The organism is uncultured Actinomyces sp., from assembly GCA_900541895.1.
GTDB lineage: Bacteria > Actinomycetota > Actinomycetes > Actinomycetales > Actinomycetaceae > Pauljensenia.
Window position 1 is genome coordinate 33,975 of record UWSI01000003.1, and the last position, 21,820, is coordinate 55,794.

Genomic DNA, 21,820 nt, shown 5'->3' on the forward strand with positions numbered 1-21,820 from the left:
TTGGGCGGTGAGCCCGCAGTTCTCATCGTATGTCGGGGATCCGGTTGCGTGACATGGGTGAATCATCATTTACCGCCCCACCGAACAGTTAATACGATGCAGCAAAATGGGGAGGTTACCCGAGTTGGCCTTACTCAGTCGCACACCGGTTTCTACAGAGGCCCCTGCCGAACCACGAGGTGTGAAGGTCCAATTGGACTGCGAGAAATCATCCCACATCGTGCACTTCATGGGGAGCGCATCGCTGGCCCAGGTCGAGGGAAGCGTCAGATAAACCATCTGGCACTCGTTAACATCCGCGCCACGCGCATTTGCACTTGTGCACTGGCTTGTCGTGCCGTCGAAACCACCGATCACGTTGATCTTCGCGGTGTCGGTTCCAGTTCCAGCCAAGTTACCCCACGTCGTTCCAAGCGAATTACGGGCAGCCACACCAACCTCAATTGCCGAACCAGCGGATGCGGTAATTGTTGCGCTGCCATTGAGGACTGCTCCCTGCGGAACTTCTGTCTCGACGCCACCGACCCTTTGCCAGACCACAACTTGATCGGGTGCAAGATATCCAGCCGGCGGGTTCGCATTCCAGCTCACTGTCACGCTTCCCTCGTGAACCGCAACTGTATAGGTCGGCTTCGTGGGGGCAGAAAGCGCCTTCGCGGTCACGGGAACCGCGCCACCAGCAACCTCTTGACCATTGACGTTGCCAACTTGGCGAATGAAGATCTGGACATCTCCATCGGAACCAATATTGATGATTTCACCACTGGTCACAGAGTTCCAAGGGCCTCCCGCACTGTGCGACCACTCGAGGTGAAGATTGCGGCTATTGAAGCCCTGCCCAGGATTCACGGAGAGTCCACTAACCTTCGTCATACCGTGGTCACCAGTCGGTGTCGAGGAGAAGGAACCCACATTCGGGTTGAGAGGCGAGGTGAACACCTGGAAGGCGACTTCATCGGATTCTGAACTGTCGTTCTTCCAGTTGTACGCGCGAATCTTCACACGGTAGTTCTCACCCACGGGAAGATCGGTAGCGTAGTCATTGCGATCCCCACCAGCTTCACCAACGGTTCGACCATTGACTTCAATGGTGTAGCGAGTAATTGCCGCGCCATTTGTGCGCGGTGTTGTCCACGTGAAACGAACGCGTCCGGTATTGCCCTGTCCGCCAATGTTTTCGACGCGGACTCCATCGGTGCGATCCGGAGGACCGAAGGGTGTCACCTTCGCGGAGTTCTGCGAGGTCGGTGAAGGTTCTTCTGCACCGTTCTTCGCAGAGATTGCGACAGAGTAGGTCTGGCCGTTACGCAATCCATCGACGCGCCATTCAGTGACGTTGCCTGGGACCTCAATCTGACGTGCACCGCCGTTTTCGTACACGTAAAGCGTGTAGTTCTTGATCGCGGAACCCTGGTTGGTCGGAGGCGTCCATTTCACGACAATTGCACCGTTTTCGGGCTCAACTGTAGGTGCCAGGGGCGCTTCGGGACGCATATCGATGAGGACTTCGGGAGAGGGCGCCGAAGGATCTGAAGCACCAACCGCGTTATGGGCAACAACGGTGAAGGAGTGGCGCAGACCATTCTCAAGACCGCTCAGTTCACACGATCCTGACTCGCAAGAGTAACTACGGCCCGTTGCGCGGTCCGTCGCAGTGAAACCGGTAATGGTTGCACCGTTATCGGCACCCGCTTGGAAGGTCACCAGCGCGGTGCCCGGGCCGGTCGCAGTCAGTGAAACATTTGTCGGAGCATCGGGGCGGTCACGGACCACCAAACGCACCTTACCTTCAACGATACGGTCAGGGTCGCCCGTTGCATCCATTAGGCGATAGCGAACGGTCATCTGTCCACGGAAACCAGCCGCAGGAGTGATATTAAGGTTCGTTCCCTGGGGGTCAACGGTTCCTTCACCGATCTGAATAGAAGCCCCAACAATGCGGATTGGCGTCTCGGGGAAGGGATTGATCGTGTAGCGCGTCAAATCAACGACCTCGAGACCACCCGAACGTGCTGCTTCCAAAAGCGCATCCGAGACCTGAATCAGCGGTCGGGTAGATGCGACAACAGTGATCGGAATCTGACCGCTTACTGCACCCGCACCGTCATCAACGCTGACGGTTACCGAACCGACAGAACCCTTTGGACGGTCAACATCAGCTCGGACGCGCAGGATATGCCCGTCGAGGCTGATTGCAACGCCTTCGGGAAGGTTCGAAATGTCGTACTTAAAGCCCGCTGGATCTGCACCTTCTGGGTCACGTACCATCTGCGCGAGGTCAACGGCAGTTGCTTCTTCTCCGGCAGCCACCTTAATCGCGGTAGGAATGAAGGAAACCGGCTGATTTTGCGTGGCTTCTACCTTCAGGGGCAGAGTCAAGGTCGCAGTCAGCGCTGAGTCATCGCCCGCAGCTCCATCAGAGACTTCGAAGGAGAAGGAGGACTTCCCCGACCACTCTGAATTCACGTGGAAGCTCACATGCCGCTCATCGCTCAAGGTCATTCCCTGATCGATGCCGGCAGAAGGACGAAGTGTTGCGGCATTGGTGATACGCGGACTGCGTCCTTCGCGAACGATGACGTAGTCGGAAATATCGAGGGTGACGTCTTCACCGGCACGTACCTTGACGGGGACCTTCGTGGTATCGATTGTCGGCTGGTTGTGCTTAAGTCCAGGTACGGAAACAACTGCCGAGGAGCTCAAACCGTCGGCATCAGTAACCGTGTAGACGATCATCATGCGTTCTTCTTGAGGAGTGATGATCAAGTCGGAACCGTTCACTTCGACGCCTTCGGCCTTCGTGGACACACGCAGGTTGTTGACATCGCCATCCGGGTCTTCATCATTCGCTAAAACCGGGACCTTTACAGTGCCGCCCTTTGCTGGCAACTGCGAGGCCGCAACAACGTCATCGCGCGCAATGGGAGCTTGGAGCAGCGCGTCATTTGCGACGTTGATTGTCAATGTTCCACGTGAAGTACCACCGCGGTTATCGGTGACTTCATAGGACACCAGATAGGAACCATCCTGCGCGGGGGTCGTCAAAACAATGGAATTTCCACGAATTTCAGGCTTTAGTTCAGCGGTCGCAGTCTGAAGAGAGCCGGGGACAATCGAGATTGGATCGCCGTCGGGATCAATATCGTTTTGGAGCACTGCGACACCCAGTTGCCTGTTCGGTCGGGTCAGAACGGTATCTGGAACCGCCGTCGGAGGTTGATTGACTGTTGCAGGCGGGGCAATACCCACGCGTACACGCGCAGATGCTTGCTTCCCCTGGCGGTCCTCAACGATGTAGGTAAAGACATCGGTACCCGTCGTATTGGGCGCTGGGGTGTATTCCAGCCAGTCCACGCCGAGCTCGACAGTGCCCTTGGTCGGGGATTGTTCGATACCAACCAGCGTGACTGAGTCACCGTCGGGATCAATGCCATTCAAAGGCACCGGAATACGGGTCGTTTCACCGCTCACAGCCCAAGCAGTCAGTGCCTTCGGCTGCGGCTGTGCATTGGTTCCGCTCTTGGGAAGAACCTCAAAGGTCACGGTTGAGGTCGCCATGTTCCCAGCGCTGTCGCGCACCGTGTAGGCAACATGCATGACACCGGGAGTATTCCCCGCCTCAAGACGGACCAAGTTGCCCGTCACAAAGGGGGTGCCCACGGCCTCGTTCGGGGTGAATTGGAGGTTCGGGTCGACCTTCAAGGTCAAACCGGAAGGAGAACGATCGTTGGCAAGCACTGGAACCGAGGCGATATCGCCAACACGTACGCGCGTGCGGTCTGGCTGCAACTCGGGAGGCTGCTTCGTGTCCTGTGCGCTAGTTGGAACGACGGTTATTCGTGCCTTAGCAGTATTCGTACCGTTGGAGACGACGTAGTCGAAGGACACTGAGCTCTCGAGGCCGCCGGGGGCAGTAATGCGCAACAGATGGCGGTCGACCAGAGTCACTTCCAAGCCGAGATTTGCAGGGACTTCAATTCTTTGGACGACCAGCACGCCGCCAGCGGGATCTGAGTCGTTATTCAGGGGCGCAACCAGTGCAGAGCCGCCTGCGGGCAGAACGGCGAGGTCATCCTCAGCGATGGGAATTGCCTGCTGATCGGCCTCGACAACGTCAACGCGAATAACACCCAGTGCGGTCGAAGGACCGTCGGAAACGGTATAGGTGAATTGGTAGGAACCGGGAGCTTGGGCAACGAAATTTACCGTTCCCAGTTCAAGATCGGGTGTAATTTGGCTTCCCGCGGGCGCAACTGAAAGAGCAACCAGGGACAGATTGTCTCCGTTGGGGTCAGTGTCATTTGCTAGCGGGGAAATTGTCGCTACTTCACCGGCACGCGCGACGTAGAAGTCTGCGTTCGCTACGGGAGGCAAGTTTCCGGGGTTCTGAACATTAACAGTGAGGGTACCCGTGGTGCTCTGACGGCCATCTGAGACCTCAAGGGTGATCGTGTGCGCACCCACGCTCGCACCGAGATCTCGGATTTGAAGGGTTCCTTCCTCGCGGAATTGAAGTTCAATACCTTCTGGCGCATGAGCATTCGCCAAGAAGATTGGGTCGCCATCCGGGTCTTGCCAGTCAGTCAACACGTTGTACTCGATTTGAGCACGGTTACCCAGAGTGACGCCGGGATCGCGAAGCTGCTTCGGACCAGAGTTCATCTCCCACGGGTGCACGGTCACATTCACGTGAGCGGTGGCAACCGCTTTACCGTCGGATGCCTCATAAGTAAAGTACGTGCTACCGGTCTGCTTATCGGGAACATCCGTAATTTGAAGAGCTCGCCCGCCGCGGGTACGCGTGACCTTCCCAAACTGCGGGTCGGTGACTGGACGAGCGGTCAGGACGTCTCCATCCGCATCAGAATCATTGTTCAGGACCGGAAGCGTAGTGGTTCGACCGGGACGAATGCCGAAGTCGTCATCAACCGCATCGGGAGGAGTGTTCTGCTCTTTTCGCTCTGGGTCTGCGATCTGGTCCGTGACCTGAGGAGAGTCCTCTTGCTTTTCCTTCTTTTCAAGCTGAGATTCGATCTGATCCCAGTCGTTCATCAAGACCATGTCGTGTTCGGGCATCCATACCGATCCCGAAGTGGTGTCATTGAGAACAATACGAGTGCGGTTTGTTCTGAAAACAATTGATTGAGCTGACTTCAATGAGTCAACTGTCATCTGTTTGTTAAGACTGGGATCAGTGCAGTTTCGCAGGTATGCACCGGATTTTGACCACGCGGCGTAGGCACACCCCTTATGGAAGACGGGGCGCGAAGGCTTACCCGATGCACCATCATTTGAAGCCGGAATCTTCGTGGCTGCTCCACCCTTGAGAGGGATGGAAATCAACTCGCGGTCTGTTGCAAGAAGCACAGAAGACGATTCGGGACCAGATTCTTGCAGGGTGATGTTTCCACTGATGCCATCATCGGCAAGGTTGCGAAGCTTTCCATCGGGAAGAACCAAAACACGATTTCGCTGATCCAAGGCAACGGGCTGCTCGCCCACTGCGGTCATCACCAGTTCAGCGTTCCCCGAAAGCCCCTCAACATTCTGCGATTTCAGGCGGTCCAATTGACCTTCGCGGGTGACGGTAATACGACGACCGCCCTGGGCTGAAATCGCAAAAAGAGTGCCCTTCTGAGAAACAGCAACAGCTCCCTGTTCCATATCGCTTGCCAGCGCGCCCTCGTCGGTATAGGCAGTACCGGAAGGACTGGACACTTGAGCAAGCCAAACCTGACCTTGGGACGCATCCATGACAGCAAGTCGTGATCCGCCCTGGACTACCTTCGCATTTTCGGGTAGCGAAGTCGCTGCGCCTACAGAAACCTGAGCAACGTCAATGGGGGCAACCGAGTGACTTGTTTTATCCGTGAAGCTGACATCATTACCCGATTGACCGATATCAAATTCGGTTGTTTTTGTGCGCAGGGCACCGTCAAGGATCCGGGAATCATAGTTCAGGTGGCCAACAAGCCGTTTCGAAGAGTTTGTCACCCAAATACCGCCATCATCGACGTCGACTTCAGCGGTCGTGACACCCTGGTGAAGGATGGCAAGAGTCGAGACGGTAACGGTAAAAGCAGCAACCAACGCAGCCGGTAGACGGCGTCGATGAACGCGCGATGCGGATGCACCATGCTGCTGCTTCATATATTCTTCACCACTCTTGCTGATGGGTAGGGGAATTTATTCTTCTATTTAGCCTCTTTTAGTGTCCCACGAGGTGCCCTCATTTGAAGAACTCAAGTCAAACATCACATTGACCGTTTTCAGATTTTCCGCAATATTTCGCGGAAAAAATCCTACAAATTACATTCATGTATGTACTGAGTACCTCAGTTTGAATCGAACACAAACCGGGCGGGGGCCTGCGCAACAATTCTCGCAGACCCCCGCCCGGCCTCGTACAACACGTCACGGCGAACTCAAAGAAACCATCCAAGGAGCCCCGCAACTATCGGTCTTACTGACCGTTGAAGGTGAACTCGCGTTCTGCACCTTCTCCCTTCACGCCGACAGTGACAACCTGTCCCGGAAGGATATCGCCGAAGAGAATACGCTCGGAAAGCGCATCTTCGATATCGCGCTGAATCGCGCGGCGCAGCGGACGAGCACCCAGAACCGGATCGAAACCGCGATCTGCAAGCAGCTCGCGCGCCTCGTCGGTGATCTGAAGCTTCATATCCTGAGCCTCCATGCGCTTGGCAAGGTTGGCGATCATCAGATCCACGATCTGCTTGATCTGCTCCTTATCGAGCGGCGGGAAGACAACGACCTCGTCCACACGGTTGAGGAACTCGGGGCGGAAATGCTGCTTGAGCTCTTCGTTAACCTTTGCCTTCATGCGCGAGTAATCGTGAGTGATGTTCTCGCTGGACTGGAAGCCCGTGAGCACGCCCTTATTGATATCGCGCGTACCCAGGTTCGTCGTCATGATGATGACCGTGTTCTTGAAGTCAACCTTGCGGCCCTGCGAATCGGTCAGGCGGCCCTCTTCCAGAATCTGCAACAGGGAGTTGAAGATATCCGGGTGAGCCTTCTCGACCTCGTCGAAAAGAACGACAGAGAAGGGGCGACGACGGACCTTTTCGGTGAGCTCGCCGCCTTCGTCGTAACCGACGTAGCCGGGAGGGGCACCGAAGAGACGCGAGGAGGTGTGCTTCTCAGAGAACTCGGACATATCGAGTTGGATCAGCGCATCCTCATCGCCGAAGAGGAATTCGGCCAGAGCCTTCGCAAGCTCCGTCTTACCGACACCGGTCGGGCCGGCGAAGATGAAGGAGCCACCGGGACGCTTCGGGTCCTTCAGGCCGCTTCGAGTACGACGGATCGACTGAGCCAGAGCCTTGACCGCGGCATCTTGACCGATGACGCGCTTGTGTAGCTCGTCTTCCATCTTGAGTAGCTTCGCAGACTCGGTCTGGGTCAGCTTGAAGACCGGAATACCCGTCGACATCGCCAAAACCTCGGCGATATCATCCTCACCGACCTCGGCAATCGCCTCGCGCGAACCATCGCGCCAGCTGGATTCCTTCTGCTTGCGCTCTTCGGTCAGCTTTTGTTCCTCATCACGAAGAGCAGCGGCCTTCTCGAAGTCCTGATCGTCGATCGCGGACTCCTTATTGCGCTTCACTTCGGCGATCTTCTCGTCCAGCTCGCGCAACTCCGGCGGCGCAGTCATGCGGGAAATACGCAGGCGAGCACCGGCCTCGTCCATCAGGTCAATAGCCTTATCCGGAAGGAAGCGGTCAGAAACATAGCGGTCGGCCAGCTCAGCAGCAGCCTGGATCGCGGCGTCGGTAATGATGACGCGGTGGTGGGCCTCGTAACGATCGCGCAGGCCCTTGAGGATGCCCACGGTCTCTTCGACGCTGGGTTCGTCAACCTTCACCGGCTGGAAACGACGTTCAAGAGCCGCATCCTTTTCGATGTACTTGCGGTACTCGTCGCTGGTGGTTGCACCAATCGTCTGCAGCTCACCGCGCGCAAGCATGGGCTTGAGCATTTGCGAGGCGTCGATGGAGCCTTCCGCGGCACCTGCACCGACCAGGGTGTGGATCTCGTCGATGAAGAGGATGATGTCGCCGCGAGTACGAATTTCCTTGAGGATCTTCTTGAGGCGCTCTTCGAAGTCACCGCGGTAGCGCGAGCCAGCGACCAGCGCGCCCATATCGAGGCTGTAGATCTGCTTGTCCTTGATCGTTTCGGGCACGTCACCGGCAACGATTGCCTGGGCAAGGCCCTCAACAACGGCGGTCTTACCGACGCCCGGCTCACCAACCAGAACCGGGTTGTTCTTCGTGCGGCGCGAGAGGATCTGCATCACGCGCTGCATTTCCGTGCGGCGACCAATCACCGGGTCGAGCTTATTTTCACGGGCAGCCTGGGTGAGGTTACGACCAAACTGTTCGAGAATTGCCGAATTTGTCTGACCTGAACTGGTGGAAGAAGCACCAACACCAACGCTTTCGCGGCCGTCATCGCTATTGCGCTGGTAGCCGGAGAGAAGCTCAATGACGGTCTGGCGAACCTTGCCCAGATCGGCACCGAGCTTGATGAGAACCTGGGAGGCAACGCCTTCGCCTTCCTTGAGCAGACCAAGGAGAAGGTGTTCGGTGCCAATGTAGTTGTGGCCGAGCTGCAACGCCTCACGCAGGCTGAGCTCAAAAACGCGCTTGGCACGAGGGGTGAAGGGAATGTGCCCTTCGACCGGCTTCTCGCCTTCACCGATGATGTCGATGACTGCTGCGCGGACCGCATCCTTATTGATGTCAAGGCTTTCCAAGGCCTTCGCGGCCACGCCTTCACCCTCGGTAATCAGACCAAGCAGGAGATGCTCGGTACCGATGTAGTTGTGATTGAGGCTGCGCGCTTCATCTTGCGCGAGGACGACGACCCGTCGGGCTCGGTCCGTAAAGCGTTCAAACATCGTTTCTCCCTTTGGTTCAGGTCACAGTCTCACGTACGCGACCTGCTTTTCACTGAGTCCCACACTACGGGGTAGCGAGGCCCTGCGCGCGTTTGTTCACCAAGGGCAGATGCAATTAGTTGACGCGAGTTCCACGAGCGTCCCCTTCACGGCATAGTGCGTCTTTCCAGACGCGCATCTGGCCTATTCTCTAGACCTCAATAACTAGGGTGTAGGGGCCGTCATTGACAAGTTCCACGGACATCATTGCGCCGAAACGCCCGGTCTCAACATGGATTCCGCGGGTACGCAGCTCCTCAACAACGGCGTCGACCAGAGGTTCGGCGACGGGTCCCGGCGCCGCCTTTGACCACGAGGGACGCCGACCTTTACGCACATCTCCATAGAGCGTAAATTGCGAAACAACGAGGACACTGGCTTCTTCCGCGCGATCCTGAATAGATGTCTCGTCCTCAAAGATCCGCAATTCTGCAATCTTCCGCGCAAGAGTTTTTGCCTGATCGAGGGTGTCCTCGTGAGTGACACCGACAAGGACAAGAGCTCCCGGCCCCGGGCATTCGCCGATGACCTCACCATCGACCGATACCGAGGCGTGAGTGACGCGCTGCAAAATTCCACGCATGAACGTGCTCCTTGGCTCTTAAGTGTTGTGTCCACGAACATGTTCTGTCCGCAGATTATTCCGCTGATCAGTCTGTTACCGGCCGCCGATTGATTTGCCGCCGAGTGCGGGGACATCGGGCCTGCGCAGATCTGGATTGTGCAATCCAGCGCCCGGCCGTTCCTTCGGCGACACCGAGGACTTCCCATCGATCGGGACAATAAGTTCTTGCGCTGCTGCAATTCCATCCAAGTCCAGAACGACATCGGGTGAGAGCGCGCGTGAAATCACAGCAAGAGCAATCGGCCCCATATCGGCATGACGAGCAACCGATGTCACCACGCCCACGCGACGTCCACCCACTTCGATGAATTGTCCCGGATTTGGAAGATCTCCCCTGGAACCATCCAATTGCAGGAAGACCAACCGCCTTGCAGGACGCCCCAGGTTCAAGATCCGAGCAACAGCTTCTTGTCCTCGGTAGCATCCCTTATTCGTGTGGACCGCAGTACGCAGCCAGTCCAGTTCAGCCGGCATCGAGCGCGCGTCAGTCTCATGGCCCAGACGTGGGCGCCACGCTGCAATCCGCGTTGCTTCCCATGCTGCAATTCCCGCAGCCCGACGCTTCGGCGCACCTTCACTCCACACGCGCCAGAATTCGTGGGCCTGTTCTCGTGGAACAAGGTGGATGTGGAAGGCAAGAGATTCACCCGGGTGCTTCCCCTGGTAATACGCCGCTCCCCCATCGACGACTCCCGGCCAAGGATCATTCCATGTCAGCGCAACCTGATCACACTGGGAAACCCCACTGTCCCCCATGCTTCCAAGCAACCACCAGCGCTGCGAAATCGTTATTTCGACACGAAGCGCAAAACGCATGGAGTTGAGCCAATCAGCCAACGCGTGGGCGTCAGAGGCCTCGGTTATGAGGTAGAGAATTTCCCCATCATCGATGGTCCCGCATGCGTGCTCGATATGCCCCTGGGGGTTCATAATCAGCAGTTCGCGTGATTCTCCGGGAGTCATACCCGTCAAAACCTGGCTTGATATTGAGGTCAGCCACGTCAGTCGATCAGGACCTGATACTTCAACAACGGCAAGGTCAGGGCGGTCGGTAATTGCTCGACCTGCCTCTAGGGCCCACTGTTCCCCAGAGGGATCACCATAGTGAGCAGTTACGCCAAAAGCGACATCGTCTTCTACGTCTTCAAGGGCGACCGCGCCTGGAAGCGTCGCCAGTGGAGACTTCCACTGCGTTTCGCTCTTTGTCACTTACTCGCCATCCTTCTGCTCAGTTTCCTCAAGCTCATCGACGCGCATGAGTCGTCCAGAAAGCTCAACATGACTTTCATGGTCATCTCCCTGGCGCTCATTCGCCCAGAGCATTTCGCCCGCGACCAGGCCATACATTCGCGAAAAACGTTCAAAATCGCCAACCTTAGGGTCACGAATCAGCAGATCAGTCTCCATCTGAATTCGCGGTCCCATTGAACGACCAACCCAACGAGCGCTGTAACCATCACTTTGAGCACCCTGCGCAACCATTTCACGGGTTTCGTAGTGACCGGGTTCGGGCAGCACGCCTGAACCGGGAAGCAATGAGACGTACAAAGTTTCCTCACGCATCAGGTCACCAACTTCCAGCGCCGCAATACCGCGAGCCGCATCCCAAATCGGATCGATACTTTCGCGGGCAGTTGCAGAGTAGATTCGCGTGACGAGCTTCATCTGCTTTCCGCAGATCGTGCCTTCTGCCTCTTCATAAATCGGCTGGTCATCACCTTCGTCGATGCTGAGCATTCCCCAGCCCTTCCACGGGCCAAGCATCCAAGCCAAAGGAGCGATTTCTAGGGGCAGGTTTTCTGGAATGGAGAACATGACTCCAGCCTAAGCGGCTACACCCCCATCTGCGAACTGAGTTTGGATTAAATTCCACCGATTCGGAACATGATGTACACCGGTAGCGAGGCCATGAGGAACTTCGCGCTCCCCCGCGCAATCGCGCCAATTGTCGGCCGCGCCCACTCGGTATCGCCCATCAAACCATCCAGAACAATCACGACCAAGGCGACAGCAACCCCCGTGAAAATACCGAGAATTGCAACAGCGGTTGTCAGTCCCGAATAGGCCGCAAGCCCGGGCAGAACGATCGGGCTGAGATCCGCGCTTTGACCCAGTTTCCACACCGCAACCGAGGCGATCACTCCAGAAAGCAGCGCCGCACCCAGAGCGCCTAGAGATTGCGAACGGAAACCCGCTCCAATCTGGTCGCCCCACACGGTACACGAAACAATAACGCAGGCGATGGGAACCGCAATCCTCCAGCCCTGCGAAGATGCAAGCGTCACCCACGAGGATCCCGAAACCACGACAAGCAGCGCAGTAAGCGAGCTCATTAACGAGGCCGTTGTTGAGCGTGTCGCCCAAGAACCGTGACCGCTGGAAGAGTAATCGCGCGGCGTCGAGGCAGTGAAGACTTCCACCGCGACAACCGCAACCGTCCCCAGGCCCATGACTGCAGTAGCAGCCATCAAGTCAGCACTGATTGTCACAACCAACGCTGCAATGCAGCCGGCGAGGCCGACGGTAACTTGGGCCGGAACCGTAACCTTCGTATTCGTCAGAGAGGGCCAGCCTGCGGCAAGCAAGCACGAGGCCAGCGCGACGACTAATGAACAGGCCCATGATTCCCATGGAGTGAACCACAGGATGAATGTTGCCAGCGAAAGAGCTGCAACAGTGAACGCGGAGGTATGAAGCCCTCGGCGCAGAGCGGGGTTAATTGATTCGCTCTCACTCATCGCATAGGGCACGCGCGTGGTATCTGGAGCGTGCCGAACTCTATGTCGAATGCGAATAATCCCCGTGTGAGTGCTCACGTGCTCACGCGTGGGGGCATATTCCTTAGCTTCGCGTGTTGTCGTCCGATGAGACGCATCTTGCTTATGTGAGTGGCGACCTGAAGATAGCTGCTTTTCACCCGAACTTTGAGCGCTTTCCTGCGCGTGTGCTGCAGCGCGTTGCCGTTGGCGCTCGCGGCGCGAGGGCAGTTTCGCAGGGGAAGACTCAAGATGCTCCATTCCTCTATGGTCCCACATGGCTGCTATTGAGGCCTCAGCGGCACGGAATGCGTCGACCAGTGCTGTGCTCTATGCTCGGTGATGCGTACCGAGTTGTTAAGCCCCGGGCTCCAACCTCTGCCGCTACGAGCGGCCTTCGCGCCGACAGGCGCTTTCGGCTCGGTGCGCGCTTTTTTATTGGCCAAAATGCACCAACGCCGCACCCCACACTGTGGGAGCGCGACGCCGGCCTCGAAAAAACAACCGCTCAGCAGAGGGTTACTCCCCCAGCAGCGGGAAACGGATAATGGTCGCCTCGCGGCCAGGGCCAACCCCAATCGAGGAAATTCGGCAGCCCACTAGCTCCTCAAGACGCAGGATGTACGCCTGCGCGGCCTCGGGAAGCTCATCGAAACTCCGGCATCCGGTGATGTCTTCACTCCAGCCTGGAACCATTTCGTAAACGGGGAGTGCGCGGGCGAAATCAACCTGATCCGGTGGCATTTCATCGACGACAATGCCGTCAAGTTCATATCCCACACACACGGGAATTTCCTTGTACCCGGTGAGAACATCCAGTTTGGTCAGGCACAGGTCGGTCAAACCATTCACGCGTGCTGCATAGCGCACGACAACGGCATCAAACCAGCCGGTACGGCGCGGACGGCCGGTGGTCACACCGAACTCGCCACCGCGGGTACGCAAATCCTCGCCGACTTCATCATCAAGCTCGGTCGGGAAGGGCCCCTCACCCACGCGAGTTGTGTAGGCCTTCGCCACGCCAACAACGCAATCGATGCGAGTCGGGCCAACACCCGCACCCGCGAGCGCACCACCAGCGGTCGGGTTGGAGGAGGTCACAAAGGGGTAGGTTCCGTGGTCGATATCGAGCATGGTCGCCTGACCGCCCTCAAATAGAACGGTTTCACCGCGGTCGAGTGCCTCATTCACCACCAAGGACACATCGCACATCATCGGCTCGATACGGTCTGCGAAAGACAGAAGGTGATCGGTCACTTCGGCAGGGTCCAAGGTAGGCAGGCCCACGGCCTCGAAAATCGTGTTCTTCGGCCCCAGAGCGGCTTCAACCTTGGCACGAAGGGCATCGGGGTGGAAAAGATCCTGAATACGGATGCCAATGCGGTTCATCTTATCGGCATAGGTCGGGCCAATACCGCGACCTGTCGTGCCGATCTGATTGTTGCCGCGAGCACGCTCATTCGCCTGATCCATCAGGCGGTTATACGCGGGAATGATGTGTGCATTCGCTGAAATAAGCAGTCGTGAACAGTCCACTCCGCGGCCTGAGATCTCGGCAAGTTCCTCGAAAAGAACATCGAGGTCGACGACAACGCCATTGCCAATGATCGGTGTGACGCCCTCGGAGAGAATCCCCGCGGGAAGTAAGTGAAGCGCATACTTTTCACCGTCGATAACAACCGTGTGACCTGCATTGTTACCACCGTTGAACTTAACGACGTAATCGGTGTGTTGTCCCAGCTGGTCGGTAGCTTTTCCCTTGCCTTCGTCGCCCCATTGGGCGCCGAGAACGATGACGGCGGGCATGTTTTCTCCGTTTTTCAATGCATTGCGGGTATGAAGTTGTTGCGTGCGCAAGGCGCAACGGGTTCAAGTTTAGCCGAGGATCGCGCGAGGCGAGAGGGACCTTGCGGGCAAGGCCGCTGAGTAGCAATCTCGGGGCGTCCTCACTATTCCCAGTCGCTACTTAGGCCGCAGCGGGACTCTGGAGTAGCAGGCCAACAACCCACAATGTCGCGGCGCTCAGAGCGGTAATCAATTCAATCGCAATGGTCCAACCAAAAGCCTTGAGTGCAACAACCGTGGCCTTCCACGCCTTTTGAGTGTCCTGGTTGCGCAAATACTCCACAATGAAGATGGCGGCAATCATGCCCAAAATTAGCCCGAGAGGCAGACCAATAAACCAACCGACGAAACCGCCGATTCCTCCCCACACCAGGGTGGATTGGGGGATTCCTGCCTTAGTCATTCCTCGGGCGGGGACGATGTACTTCAGGATTGTTCCGACAATCAAGATGGCAGCGGAAATTGCAAAAATAATCCACGCGCTGCGCGTCCCGGTCATCCATGCCCACACCAAAATTGCGCCGCCAACGAAGGGTGAAGACGGCCACACTTGGACAACCGCACCGATCACGCCAAAGAGAATGACGACTGCGATGATCAAGACTGCTGTAAGACTCATGAATGGATCATAGCGTTTTTGAATTGAGAATCTTTCGCGGCATGATTGACCCAGTACCCCAGCGAAGGAGTGAACGATGGGTTTCATTAAACGCCGAGATCCCAATAAGCATCCCGGTATTCTGACAACGTCGGTCGCTCGCTATTCAGCGATGTACCCGGTCAATGAATCACCCGAGCACGCGGTGGGACGCTGCCTTGACTTTTGGAATCGCTTCGGCGCTCGCGGAGAAACTCCCGGCTATAGGGAGGAGCTTGCCCTTCACGGATGGACGGGCACCGAGATCATTATCGGCTCAGACTTCAAAGAGCTCATGTGGACTGGAGTTTCTGATTGGGTGGAGGTTGTGCCGCATTTGTTCCCCCAAAAACTCAAGCGTTCGATGCTGGGGATGAATCGATTGGTGATTGCCGCGCGCCGTGTGTCCGCAGGAGGCGAGTTCTTCACAGAGCTTTACTGCACCCCAAGCGACATCATCGCGAATAATGACTCGATTCTGAACGATGTTTTATACGTGACACTGCACCAGTTCGAAGAGGAATACCGAAACACTGGTTTCTTACGCGGGGGCGCAACGTATTTCTACGCCGACGACCTGCCGAAAGACCATTTCTTAGAGACTCAAAACATCTACTGCATCCGCAGAGACGTCAAGCGCCGCCGCAAGGGCAAGATTTAAGGAAACACCCCCCCCCAGCCAAGTCTTAGGTAGGGGGGTGTTGTTCCCTTTGAGCGCTATTTTCGCTGCTCTCACTACTTTTCTGCGCGGGCGCGACGAAGCGAATCGACCTCGTAAAGAGCAATTCCCGTTGCAACTGCTGCGTTCAGGGACTCAACCGAGGAAGCAATCGGAATTGAAACGATTTGATCGCAGGTCTGGCGAACGAGGCGAGAAAGGCCATTGCCTTCAGCACCCGTGACGACAACCAGCGGGCCATCGGCCAGCTTCAGGTCGCGCAGTTCAGTGTCGCCACCACCATCGAGGCCGACGACGAAGAACCCCGCCTTCTTGCAGTCTTCCAGTGCACGAACAAGGTTCGTGGCGCGTGCGACGGGCACGCGAGCTGCGGCACCGGCCGAGACCTTCCACGCAGTGGTATTCACACCCGCACTGCGACGCTCTGGGATGATCACACCATCAGCGCCGAATGCACCCGAACTACGCAAGACGGCGCCAAGGTTATGCGGGTCGGTGACCTGATCCAGTGCTACCAAAAGTGGAACACCCAGCTGCTGCAAAGAATCTGCAATGAGATCCTCAACGTCACGGTATTCATAACCACGCACTTCGATGGCAACACCCTGGTGCACTGCGCCATCGGTGGCAACATCAAGGTCGCGGCGCGTCACTTCGTAGACGGGTGCGCCCAGTCCCGAGGCCAGGCGGACAACTTCCTCAACGCGGTCATCCTTCACGTTGTCAAGGACAAAGACACGTTCGATCGGCACTCCCGCACGCGCGGCCTCGGCAACAGGATTGCGGCCGGCGATAAGTTCATGTCCCTCGGCGATCTTGATGGAGGATTTCGCGCGAGCGCGTGCGATTGCGGCTTCTTGGGCCTCGCGAGCTTCACGTGCTTTCTTACGCTTGAACGCGGGATGGTAGGTGCGGTCTTCGGCCTTGGGGGTCGGACCCTTACCTTCGAGGCGACGGCGCGAGTGACCACCGGTGCCAACCTTCGGGCCCTTCTTCGAGCCAGGCTTCCTTACGGCGCCGCGCCGTCCATCATTTCCAGCCATCGTGTCTCCTTGTTTTGTCGTGAACTGACACAAGCATACGGTGTCAGCTCAGCATCGGGGCGGCTAGGGCGCGCATTAATCGATTTCGCACCCGCATGCGAGTCGCCTCCGCGAGCCGGCCGAATTATCCAAGGCTCCAGGTTGCTCCGTCTTTTCCATCCGCAACCTGAACACCGGCCTGGGCCAGTCGATCACGGATTTGATCGGCAGTAGACCAGTCCTTATCAGCACGCGCCTGAGCACGCTGTTCAAGCAATGCCCCGACAAGCACGTCAAGCGCATGCTTTTGCGGGTCCTCAGCCACTTCTCCCGAGGCCGATACCCCCGCCCCAGCATATGCCCACTGGGGTGATGCCGGATCCAACCCAAGCACATCGAGCATGGAGCGGACCAAGATTTGCTGGCGTTTAATCGCCTGGTTATCCCCTTCAGCCAAGGCAATATTGCCCAGTTTGAGCTGCTCATGAACCGCTGCCATTGCACCGGCAACATTGAGATCATCATCCATAGCAATGGTAAAGGCCTCGGGGAGCTCTTCAGGGCTCAAGAACAATTCTTCCGGGCTTGCTGCGCCAACGGCCTCGATTGATCGGGTAACGAAAGCTGAGAACTTCTCCCAGGCAGCGTTTGCATCCGGAAGAGTGTCAGGTCCCCACTCGATGGCACTGCGGTAATGCACCGTTGAAAGTGCCCAACGCACTGCAGCTGCGGGGAAATCCTGTGTCAGAGTCTCAATTGAAAGGACATTTCCCAAAGACTTCGACATCTTTTCGCCCTTGGTAGTCACCCAGGCGTTATGGACCCACAACTGCGCAAAATCCCATCCCGCAGCGTGCGATTGTGCCTGTTCATTTTCGTGGTGAGGGAAGCGCAAATCGATGCCACCACCGTGAATATCAAAGGTTTCACCCAAGTAGCGGTAGGACATCGCAGAGCATTCGAGGTGCCAACCCGGGCGGCCCCTCCCCCAAGGAGAATCCCACGAAGCCGTGGCTGGTTCTTCGGGCTTTGCGGCCTTCCAAAGCGCGAAGTCACGCGGATCCTTCTTCCCGGCCTCGGTCGCGGAATCAATCTGCGATTCGTCTTCGGTCGTGCGCATATCTTCAAGACGCTGGTGGGTGAGCGAGCCATAGTCTTTTTGCGAGGCGACCGAGAAGTAGACGTTTCCTGCGCCGTCGCTGTACGCGTGACCGCGATCCACCAAACGTTGGATCAGAGCAATTTGCTCTGGGATATGTCCGGTCGCACGCGGCTCATAGGTGGGGTCAAGCACACCGAGCTTGTGATAAGCCTCAGTAAATTCACGCTCATAGCGCTGCGCCCATGCCCACCAGGGCACGCCAGCTTCTGCAGACTTGCGAAGGATTTTGTCATCAATATCCGTGACATTACGGATATAGGTCACCTCAAGACCGCTGCGCTTAAGCCAACGAATCAAGGAATCGAAAGCGACCGCAGAACGCAGATGCCCAACGTGAGGAGAACCCTGAACGGTTGCACCACACAGGTAAATTCCCACATGTCCGGGCACCACTGGATTCAGTGGCTGCAAGCGTGCGGTTTTCGAATCGTACAGGTGAAGGCTCATACCTTCATGGTAAAGGGTGCCACCTTCATTTGGAGACCGGTTCGGCTTCCGGGACCGTGTAACGAAGAAATTAGCGCTCTGGCTTGACCTTGCTCTGAATAAGCTCTTTCAAGGCATCAACGTCGCGAGGCAATTCAACAACCCTCTGCTCGTGCCCTTCAATATCTGCAAAACGGGGCGGTACCGGTGGGACGAAACCAACGGCCTCGGCAATGGTTTCTTCGAACTTCACGGGAAGCGCAGTCTCCATCACCACAACGGGGCCGTCCAGCTGCCCAGCGATTTGGCGAGCAACCTGCACCCCATCGGCGGTGTGTGGATCCAAGAGGTAGTGCGATTCCTCCCAGGTGCGCCGAATTTGGGCCAGCCGATCTGCGTGAGTGGACGAGGCCGCGAGGAAACCGAAGTTCTGCTGAAGTTGTGCGAATTCTTCAGTTTGAGAAAGGTCGAAATATCCCTGAGTGGCAACGTGGTTGAAGAGATCGCGCGTACGGGCCGCGTCCCGACCGAGGAGATCAAAAATAAAACGTTCGAAGTTCGAGGCCTTCGAGATATCCATCGAAGGTGAGGAGGTCGCAAGAGTATCTTCACTGCTTCGAACCCGGTATACGCCCGTTCGGAAGAACTCCTCAAGAACGTTATTTTCATTTGTAGCAACGACCAGAGACTCAAGGGGAAGCCCCATCTGGCGGGCAATATGCGCCGCGCAGATGTTGCCGAAATTCCCACTGGGGACGACGACATTGAGGCGTAGGTCAGGCATTCCTGTCTGAAGACGAATGCGCAGCCAAGACGCAATGTAATACACAACCTGTGCCAGCAAACGGGCCCAATTGATGGAGTTAACCGCACCGATATGCCACTGCTGTTTGAAGTCGGCATCGATGTTGACGGCTTTAACAAGGTCTTGACAGTCATCAAAGACGCCATCAACTGCAACATTGACGATGTTGTCGTCAAGGAGGGAGAACATCTGTGCGCGTTGGAAGGGAGTCATGCGTCCGGCGGGAGTGAGCATGACGACGCTGAGGCCTAAGCGGCCTCGGAGCGCGTATTCCGCTGCGCTTCCGGTATCACCCGAGGTTGCACCAACGATGGTCAACCAATCCCCACGTCGTCCCAACTCGTATTCGAATAGCTCACCAAGAAGCTGCATTGCCATGTCTTTAAATGCAGCCGTAGGGCCATTAGACAGGTGAGCAAGCCAAAGGCTTTCTTCTGCGTTCACACACGTAACCGGCACAATTTCGGGGTCCGAAAATACGGGGGTACGGTATGCACGAGCGCAGATACCATCGAGATCCTCACGCGGAATGTCATCGATGAAGAGCGCCAGTACCTCAGCAGCAAGCGCGGCGTAGCCGTGCTGAGTGAGCACATCCTGCCAACGATTCAGCTGCTCAGCACTGAGCTGAGGGTATGTTTCGGGCAGGTAGAGCCCACCATCCGGAGCTAGACCTGCGAGCAAAATATCGCAGAAGGAGGCGGAAGCGGCCTGAGGATCTCTGGTCGAAATGTAACGCACGCTCTCACCCTACCGTGAGCGGGTGGCTCGAGAAGGATGAAGCGTTTCATCTGAGACGCTTTGTGGAGAGAACCCGAAAGTAGACGCAAATGCCCGCCCGGCGATTTAGGCTACTGGCATGAGTGAAATGTCTTCGCTTCCTTTCCCCTACCGGGTTGGGCAAGCAATTGATGTCCATGCATTCGCTGATCCGCAGTCAGATTTCGGGAACAAAACGCTGTGGCTTGCATGCCTTGAATGGCCGGGAGAAATCCCCCTTGAAGGGCATTCGGATGGCGATGCTGCCGCTCATGCCACCTGCGACGCGCTCTTGGCCGCCGCAGGACTTGGAGATCTTGGAACAAATTTTGGAACCGATCGCCCCGAATGGGCAGGAGCGTCAGGGAAAGCATTTCTTGAAGAAGTCCGCCGAATGCTGGCAGATGCCGGTTGGTTCATTGGGAACATCACGGTTCAAGTCATTGCAAAGCGTCCGCGCATGATGAAACGCCTTGAAGAAGCCTCGCAGGCGATGAGCCAGATTCTTGGGGCCCCCGTCTCTGTTTCGGCAACAACAACTGACGGCCTCGGGTTCACTGGCAGGGGTGAAGGTATCGCTGCAAGTGCTACGGCTCTGATCTATCGCAAGTAACAGCGAACTTCACGTGAGTTTCACGCAAAAAACAGGGCGGAGCCTAAACTCTCCTCGCGCGTACTCGAAAGCTACTTCAGCGAATCCAGCCTTGCCTTTGCCGGGTGAACAAAGAGTGTCATGACCAATCCCAACGCAAGGATCAAGATGATGCCAAGGATTCCCCAGTAGGTGTAGTCGGCACCGGCAGGCGTCCAATTGCGACCAAACGCCAGAAAGATGCCGTACATCGCTGGTGCAAGGAAGGACACTGCACGACCGGTCGTCGCATACAGCCCGAAGACCTCGCCTTCACGCCCCTCGGGGATCATGCGTCCAAGGAAAGATCGTGATGCAGACTGAGTTGGACCCACGAAAACGCAGAGGGCCAGACCGAAAGTCCAGAAAATAATCTTTCCGCCATTGTGCAAGAAGAAGACGCTCATGCCCGCAATCACCATGCAGCTCAGCGAGATCACAATGAGGCGCTTCGGTCCGATGATGTCGTCCAAGGCACCCATGGCGATAGTGGCGATTCCTGCAACGATATTTGCCGCAATCGCAAAGATAATCACCTCGCCAGATGAGAAGCCGAAGGCCGTTCCCGCAAGGATCGCGCCGAAGGTGAATACACCCGCAAGACCATCCCTGAACACGGCAGAGGCAGCGAGGAAGAACAGCGTGTGCGGCGATTCCTTCGCCAGAGACTTCACCGTGCTCCACAGCTTTCGGTAAGAATCCCATAGAGTTTCGTGCTCACCGTGGTGCTCATCAATATGCCGAGGCTTGACGGGGTGAAGCATCAAAGGCAGTGCAGACAGCAGCATCCACGCTGCAGCAATCACCATTGAAACGCGAATGTGCAATCCATTCGCATGGGTAATACCAAACCATCCGACCTCGGGGCTGATCAGTCCAACGTACAGAATCAGCAGCAAAACAATGCCACCGACATAGCCCGATCCCCATCCCAGACCGGAAATACGGCCCATGTTTTCTTTGGTCGAGAGGTGGTTGAGCATCGCGTTGTAATTGACCGATGCAAATTCGAAGAAAATATTGCCAATGCCCAAGAGCGCAATGCCAAGGAAGAGGCCTCCGCGCGGCCCCAAAGGTCCTTCCGGAGCGACAAAGAACATCAGTGCCAGACAAATAACGACCAAGATCGTGAATACTGTTAAGGCAAGACCACCTTTTCCGCGGCGATCAGCGCGTTGACCGGTAATCGGTGCGAGAAGCGCAATGATGATGCCTGCAGCAAAAAGACCCCACGAAAGGTAATCACTAGCGGTTCCCTTATCGGTGAAAGTCCCATCACTGGTCAGATAGACCGAGAAGACGAAAGTCGTTGCAACAGCATTAAATGCTGCCGAACCCCAGTCCCACAAAGCCCATTCAATGACCGGCTTCGTCAGAATCGATGCTTTCTTCTTCGCCGAAGGTGCCATCGATTGAGGGGGCGTCGATTCACTCATGTTCACTCCTTATACGCCTACCACCGTAGGCCTACCAGTGAAACTATCACGGAGAAGCAGCGAAAAAGA

At 56.6% G+C, this 21,820-nt stretch carries 14 protein-coding genes; 2 read left to right on the plus strand and 12 right to left on the minus strand.

From position 1 onward, the window contains the following. Positions 1-69: 69 nt before the first annotated feature. The 8 genes from QZR18_RS01645 to QZR18_RS01680 form a co-directional block, all read right to left on the minus strand. Positions 70-6,150, minus strand: coding sequence for an Ig-like domain-containing protein (locus QZR18_RS01645; RefSeq protein ID WP_178704198.1), 6,081 nt, complete (start codon positions 6,148-6,150; stop codon positions 70-72). A gap of 313 nt (positions 6,151-6,463) precedes the next feature. Next, positions 6,464-8,929, minus strand: coding sequence for an ATP-dependent Clp protease ATP-binding subunit (locus QZR18_RS01650; protein WP_178704201.1), 2,466 nt, complete (start codon positions 8,927-8,929; stop codon positions 6,464-6,466). Positions 8,930-9,119: 190 nt separating this feature from the next. Next, the gene (gene dtd / locus QZR18_RS01655; RefSeq protein ID WP_178704204.1) at positions 9,120-9,551 is read right to left on the minus strand and encodes a D-aminoacyl-tRNA deacylase; all 432 of its coding nucleotides are present in this window, start codon (positions 9,549-9,551) and stop codon (positions 9,120-9,122) included. Positions 9,552-9,626: 75 nt separating this feature from the next. Next, positions 9,627-10,802, minus strand: a complete 1,176-nt coding sequence (locus tag QZR18_RS01660) for a folate-binding protein YgfZ (protein ID WP_178704207.1) — start codon at positions 10,800-10,802, stop codon at positions 9,627-9,629. Continuing rightward, positions 10,803-11,408, minus strand: coding sequence for a heme-binding beta-barrel domain-containing protein (locus tag QZR18_RS01665; RefSeq protein ID WP_178704210.1), 606 nt, complete (start codon positions 11,406-11,408; stop codon positions 10,803-10,805). 47 nt (positions 11,409-11,455) lie between these two features. Beyond that, positions 11,456-12,610, minus strand: a complete 1,155-nt coding sequence (locus tag QZR18_RS01670) for a hypothetical protein (RefSeq protein ID WP_295910126.1) — start codon at positions 12,608-12,610, stop codon at positions 11,456-11,458. Positions 12,611-12,868: 258 nt separating this feature from the next. Next, the gene (locus QZR18_RS01675) at positions 12,869-14,155 is read right to left on the minus strand and encodes an adenylosuccinate synthase (protein ID WP_178704212.1); all 1,287 of its coding nucleotides are present in this window, start codon (positions 14,153-14,155) and stop codon (positions 12,869-12,871) included. Between the two features lie 160 nt (positions 14,156-14,315). Then, positions 14,316-14,813 carry a DUF456 domain-containing protein gene (locus QZR18_RS01680; RefSeq protein WP_178704215.1) on the minus strand — a complete coding sequence of 166 codons (498 nt, stop codon included), beginning with the start codon at positions 14,811-14,813 and terminating at the stop codon, positions 14,316-14,318. Positions 14,814-14,889: 76 nt separating this feature from the next. Here QZR18_RS01680 and QZR18_RS01685 point away from each other — a divergent pair, with 76 nt between their 5' ends. Then, positions 14,890-15,492 (plus strand): hypothetical protein, encoded by a 603-nt coding sequence (locus tag QZR18_RS01685; RefSeq protein ID WP_178704218.1) that lies wholly within the window; start codon positions 14,890-14,892, stop codon positions 15,490-15,492. Between the two features lie 74 nt (positions 15,493-15,566). On the opposite strand, the gene rlmB is transcribed toward QZR18_RS01685, so the two are convergent. The 3 genes from rlmB to thrC all read right to left on the minus strand — a co-directional run bounded on the left by rlmB (position 15,567) and on the right by thrC (position 19,666). Continuing rightward, positions 15,567-16,553, minus strand: a complete 987-nt coding sequence (gene rlmB, locus QZR18_RS01690; protein WP_178704221.1) for a 23S rRNA (guanosine(2251)-2'-O)-methyltransferase RlmB — start codon at positions 16,551-16,553, stop codon at positions 15,567-15,569. Positions 16,554-16,677: 124 nt separating this feature from the next. Continuing rightward, positions 16,678-18,141, minus strand: coding sequence for a cysteine--tRNA ligase (gene cysS, locus QZR18_RS01695; RefSeq protein WP_178704224.1), 1,464 nt, complete (start codon positions 18,139-18,141; stop codon positions 16,678-16,680). Between the two features lie 70 nt (positions 18,142-18,211). Beyond that, positions 18,212-19,666, minus strand: a complete 1,455-nt coding sequence (gene thrC / locus QZR18_RS01700) for a threonine synthase (protein WP_178704227.1) — start codon at positions 19,664-19,666, stop codon at positions 18,212-18,214. A 127-nt stretch (positions 19,667-19,793) separates the two neighbouring features. Between thrC and ispF the strand changes: the two genes are divergently transcribed. Further along, positions 19,794-20,297, plus strand: coding sequence for a 2-C-methyl-D-erythritol 2,4-cyclodiphosphate synthase (ispF, locus tag QZR18_RS01705; protein ID WP_178704388.1), 504 nt, complete (start codon positions 19,794-19,796; stop codon positions 20,295-20,297). 71 nt (positions 20,298-20,368) lie between these two features. Here the strand turns inward: ispF and QZR18_RS01710 are convergent, their stop codons facing one another. After that, entirely contained in the window at positions 20,369-21,751 is a 1,383-nt protein-coding gene (locus QZR18_RS01710) for an MFS transporter (RefSeq protein WP_178704230.1), read from the minus strand. Between the last annotated feature and the right edge of the window lie 69 nt (positions 21,752-21,820).

Excerpts from the sequence above, each read along its gene's own strand:
- QZR18_RS01675 (WP_178704212.1), bottom strand. The coding sequence starts at position 14,155 with ATGCCCGCCGTCATCGTTCTCGGCGCCCAATGGGGCGACGAAGGCAAG.
- rlmB (WP_178704221.1), bottom strand. The coding sequence starts at position 16,553 with ATGGCTGGAAATGATGGACGGCGCGGCGCCGTAAGGAAGCCTGGCTCG.
- cysS (WP_178704224.1), bottom strand. The coding sequence starts at position 18,141 with ATGAGCCTTCACCTGTACGATTCGAAAACCGCACGCTTGCAGCCACTG.
- QZR18_RS01645 (WP_178704198.1), bottom strand. The coding sequence starts at position 6,150 with ATGAAGCAGCAGCATGGTGCATCCGCATCGCGCGTTCATCGACGCCGT.
- QZR18_RS01650 (WP_178704201.1), bottom strand. The coding sequence starts at position 8,929 with ATGTTTGAACGCTTTACGGACCGAGCCCGACGGGTCGTCGTCCTCGCG.
- QZR18_RS01680 (WP_178704215.1), bottom strand. The coding sequence starts at position 14,813 with ATGAGTCTTACAGCAGTCTTGATCATCGCAGTCGTCATTCTCTTTGGC.
- QZR18_RS01685 (WP_178704218.1), top strand. The coding sequence starts at position 14,890 with ATGGGTTTCATTAAACGCCGAGATCCCAATAAGCATCCCGGTATTCTG.
- QZR18_RS01670 (WP_295910126.1), bottom strand. The coding sequence starts at position 12,610 with ATGGAGCATCTTGAGTCTTCCCCTGCGAAACTGCCCTCGCGCCGCGAG.
- ispF (WP_178704388.1), top strand. The coding sequence starts at position 19,794 with ATGTCTTCGCTTCCTTTCCCCTACCGGGTTGGGCAAGCAATTGATGTC.
- dtd (WP_178704204.1), bottom strand. The coding sequence starts at position 9,551 with ATGCGTGGAATTTTGCAGCGCGTCACTCACGCCTCGGTATCGGTCGAT.
- QZR18_RS01665 (WP_178704210.1), bottom strand. The coding sequence starts at position 11,408 with ATGTTCTCCATTCCAGAAAACCTGCCCCTAGAAATCGCTCCTTTGGCT.
- QZR18_RS01710 (WP_178704230.1), bottom strand. The coding sequence starts at position 21,751 with ATGAGTGAATCGACGCCCCCTCAATCGATGGCACCTTCGGCGAAGAAG.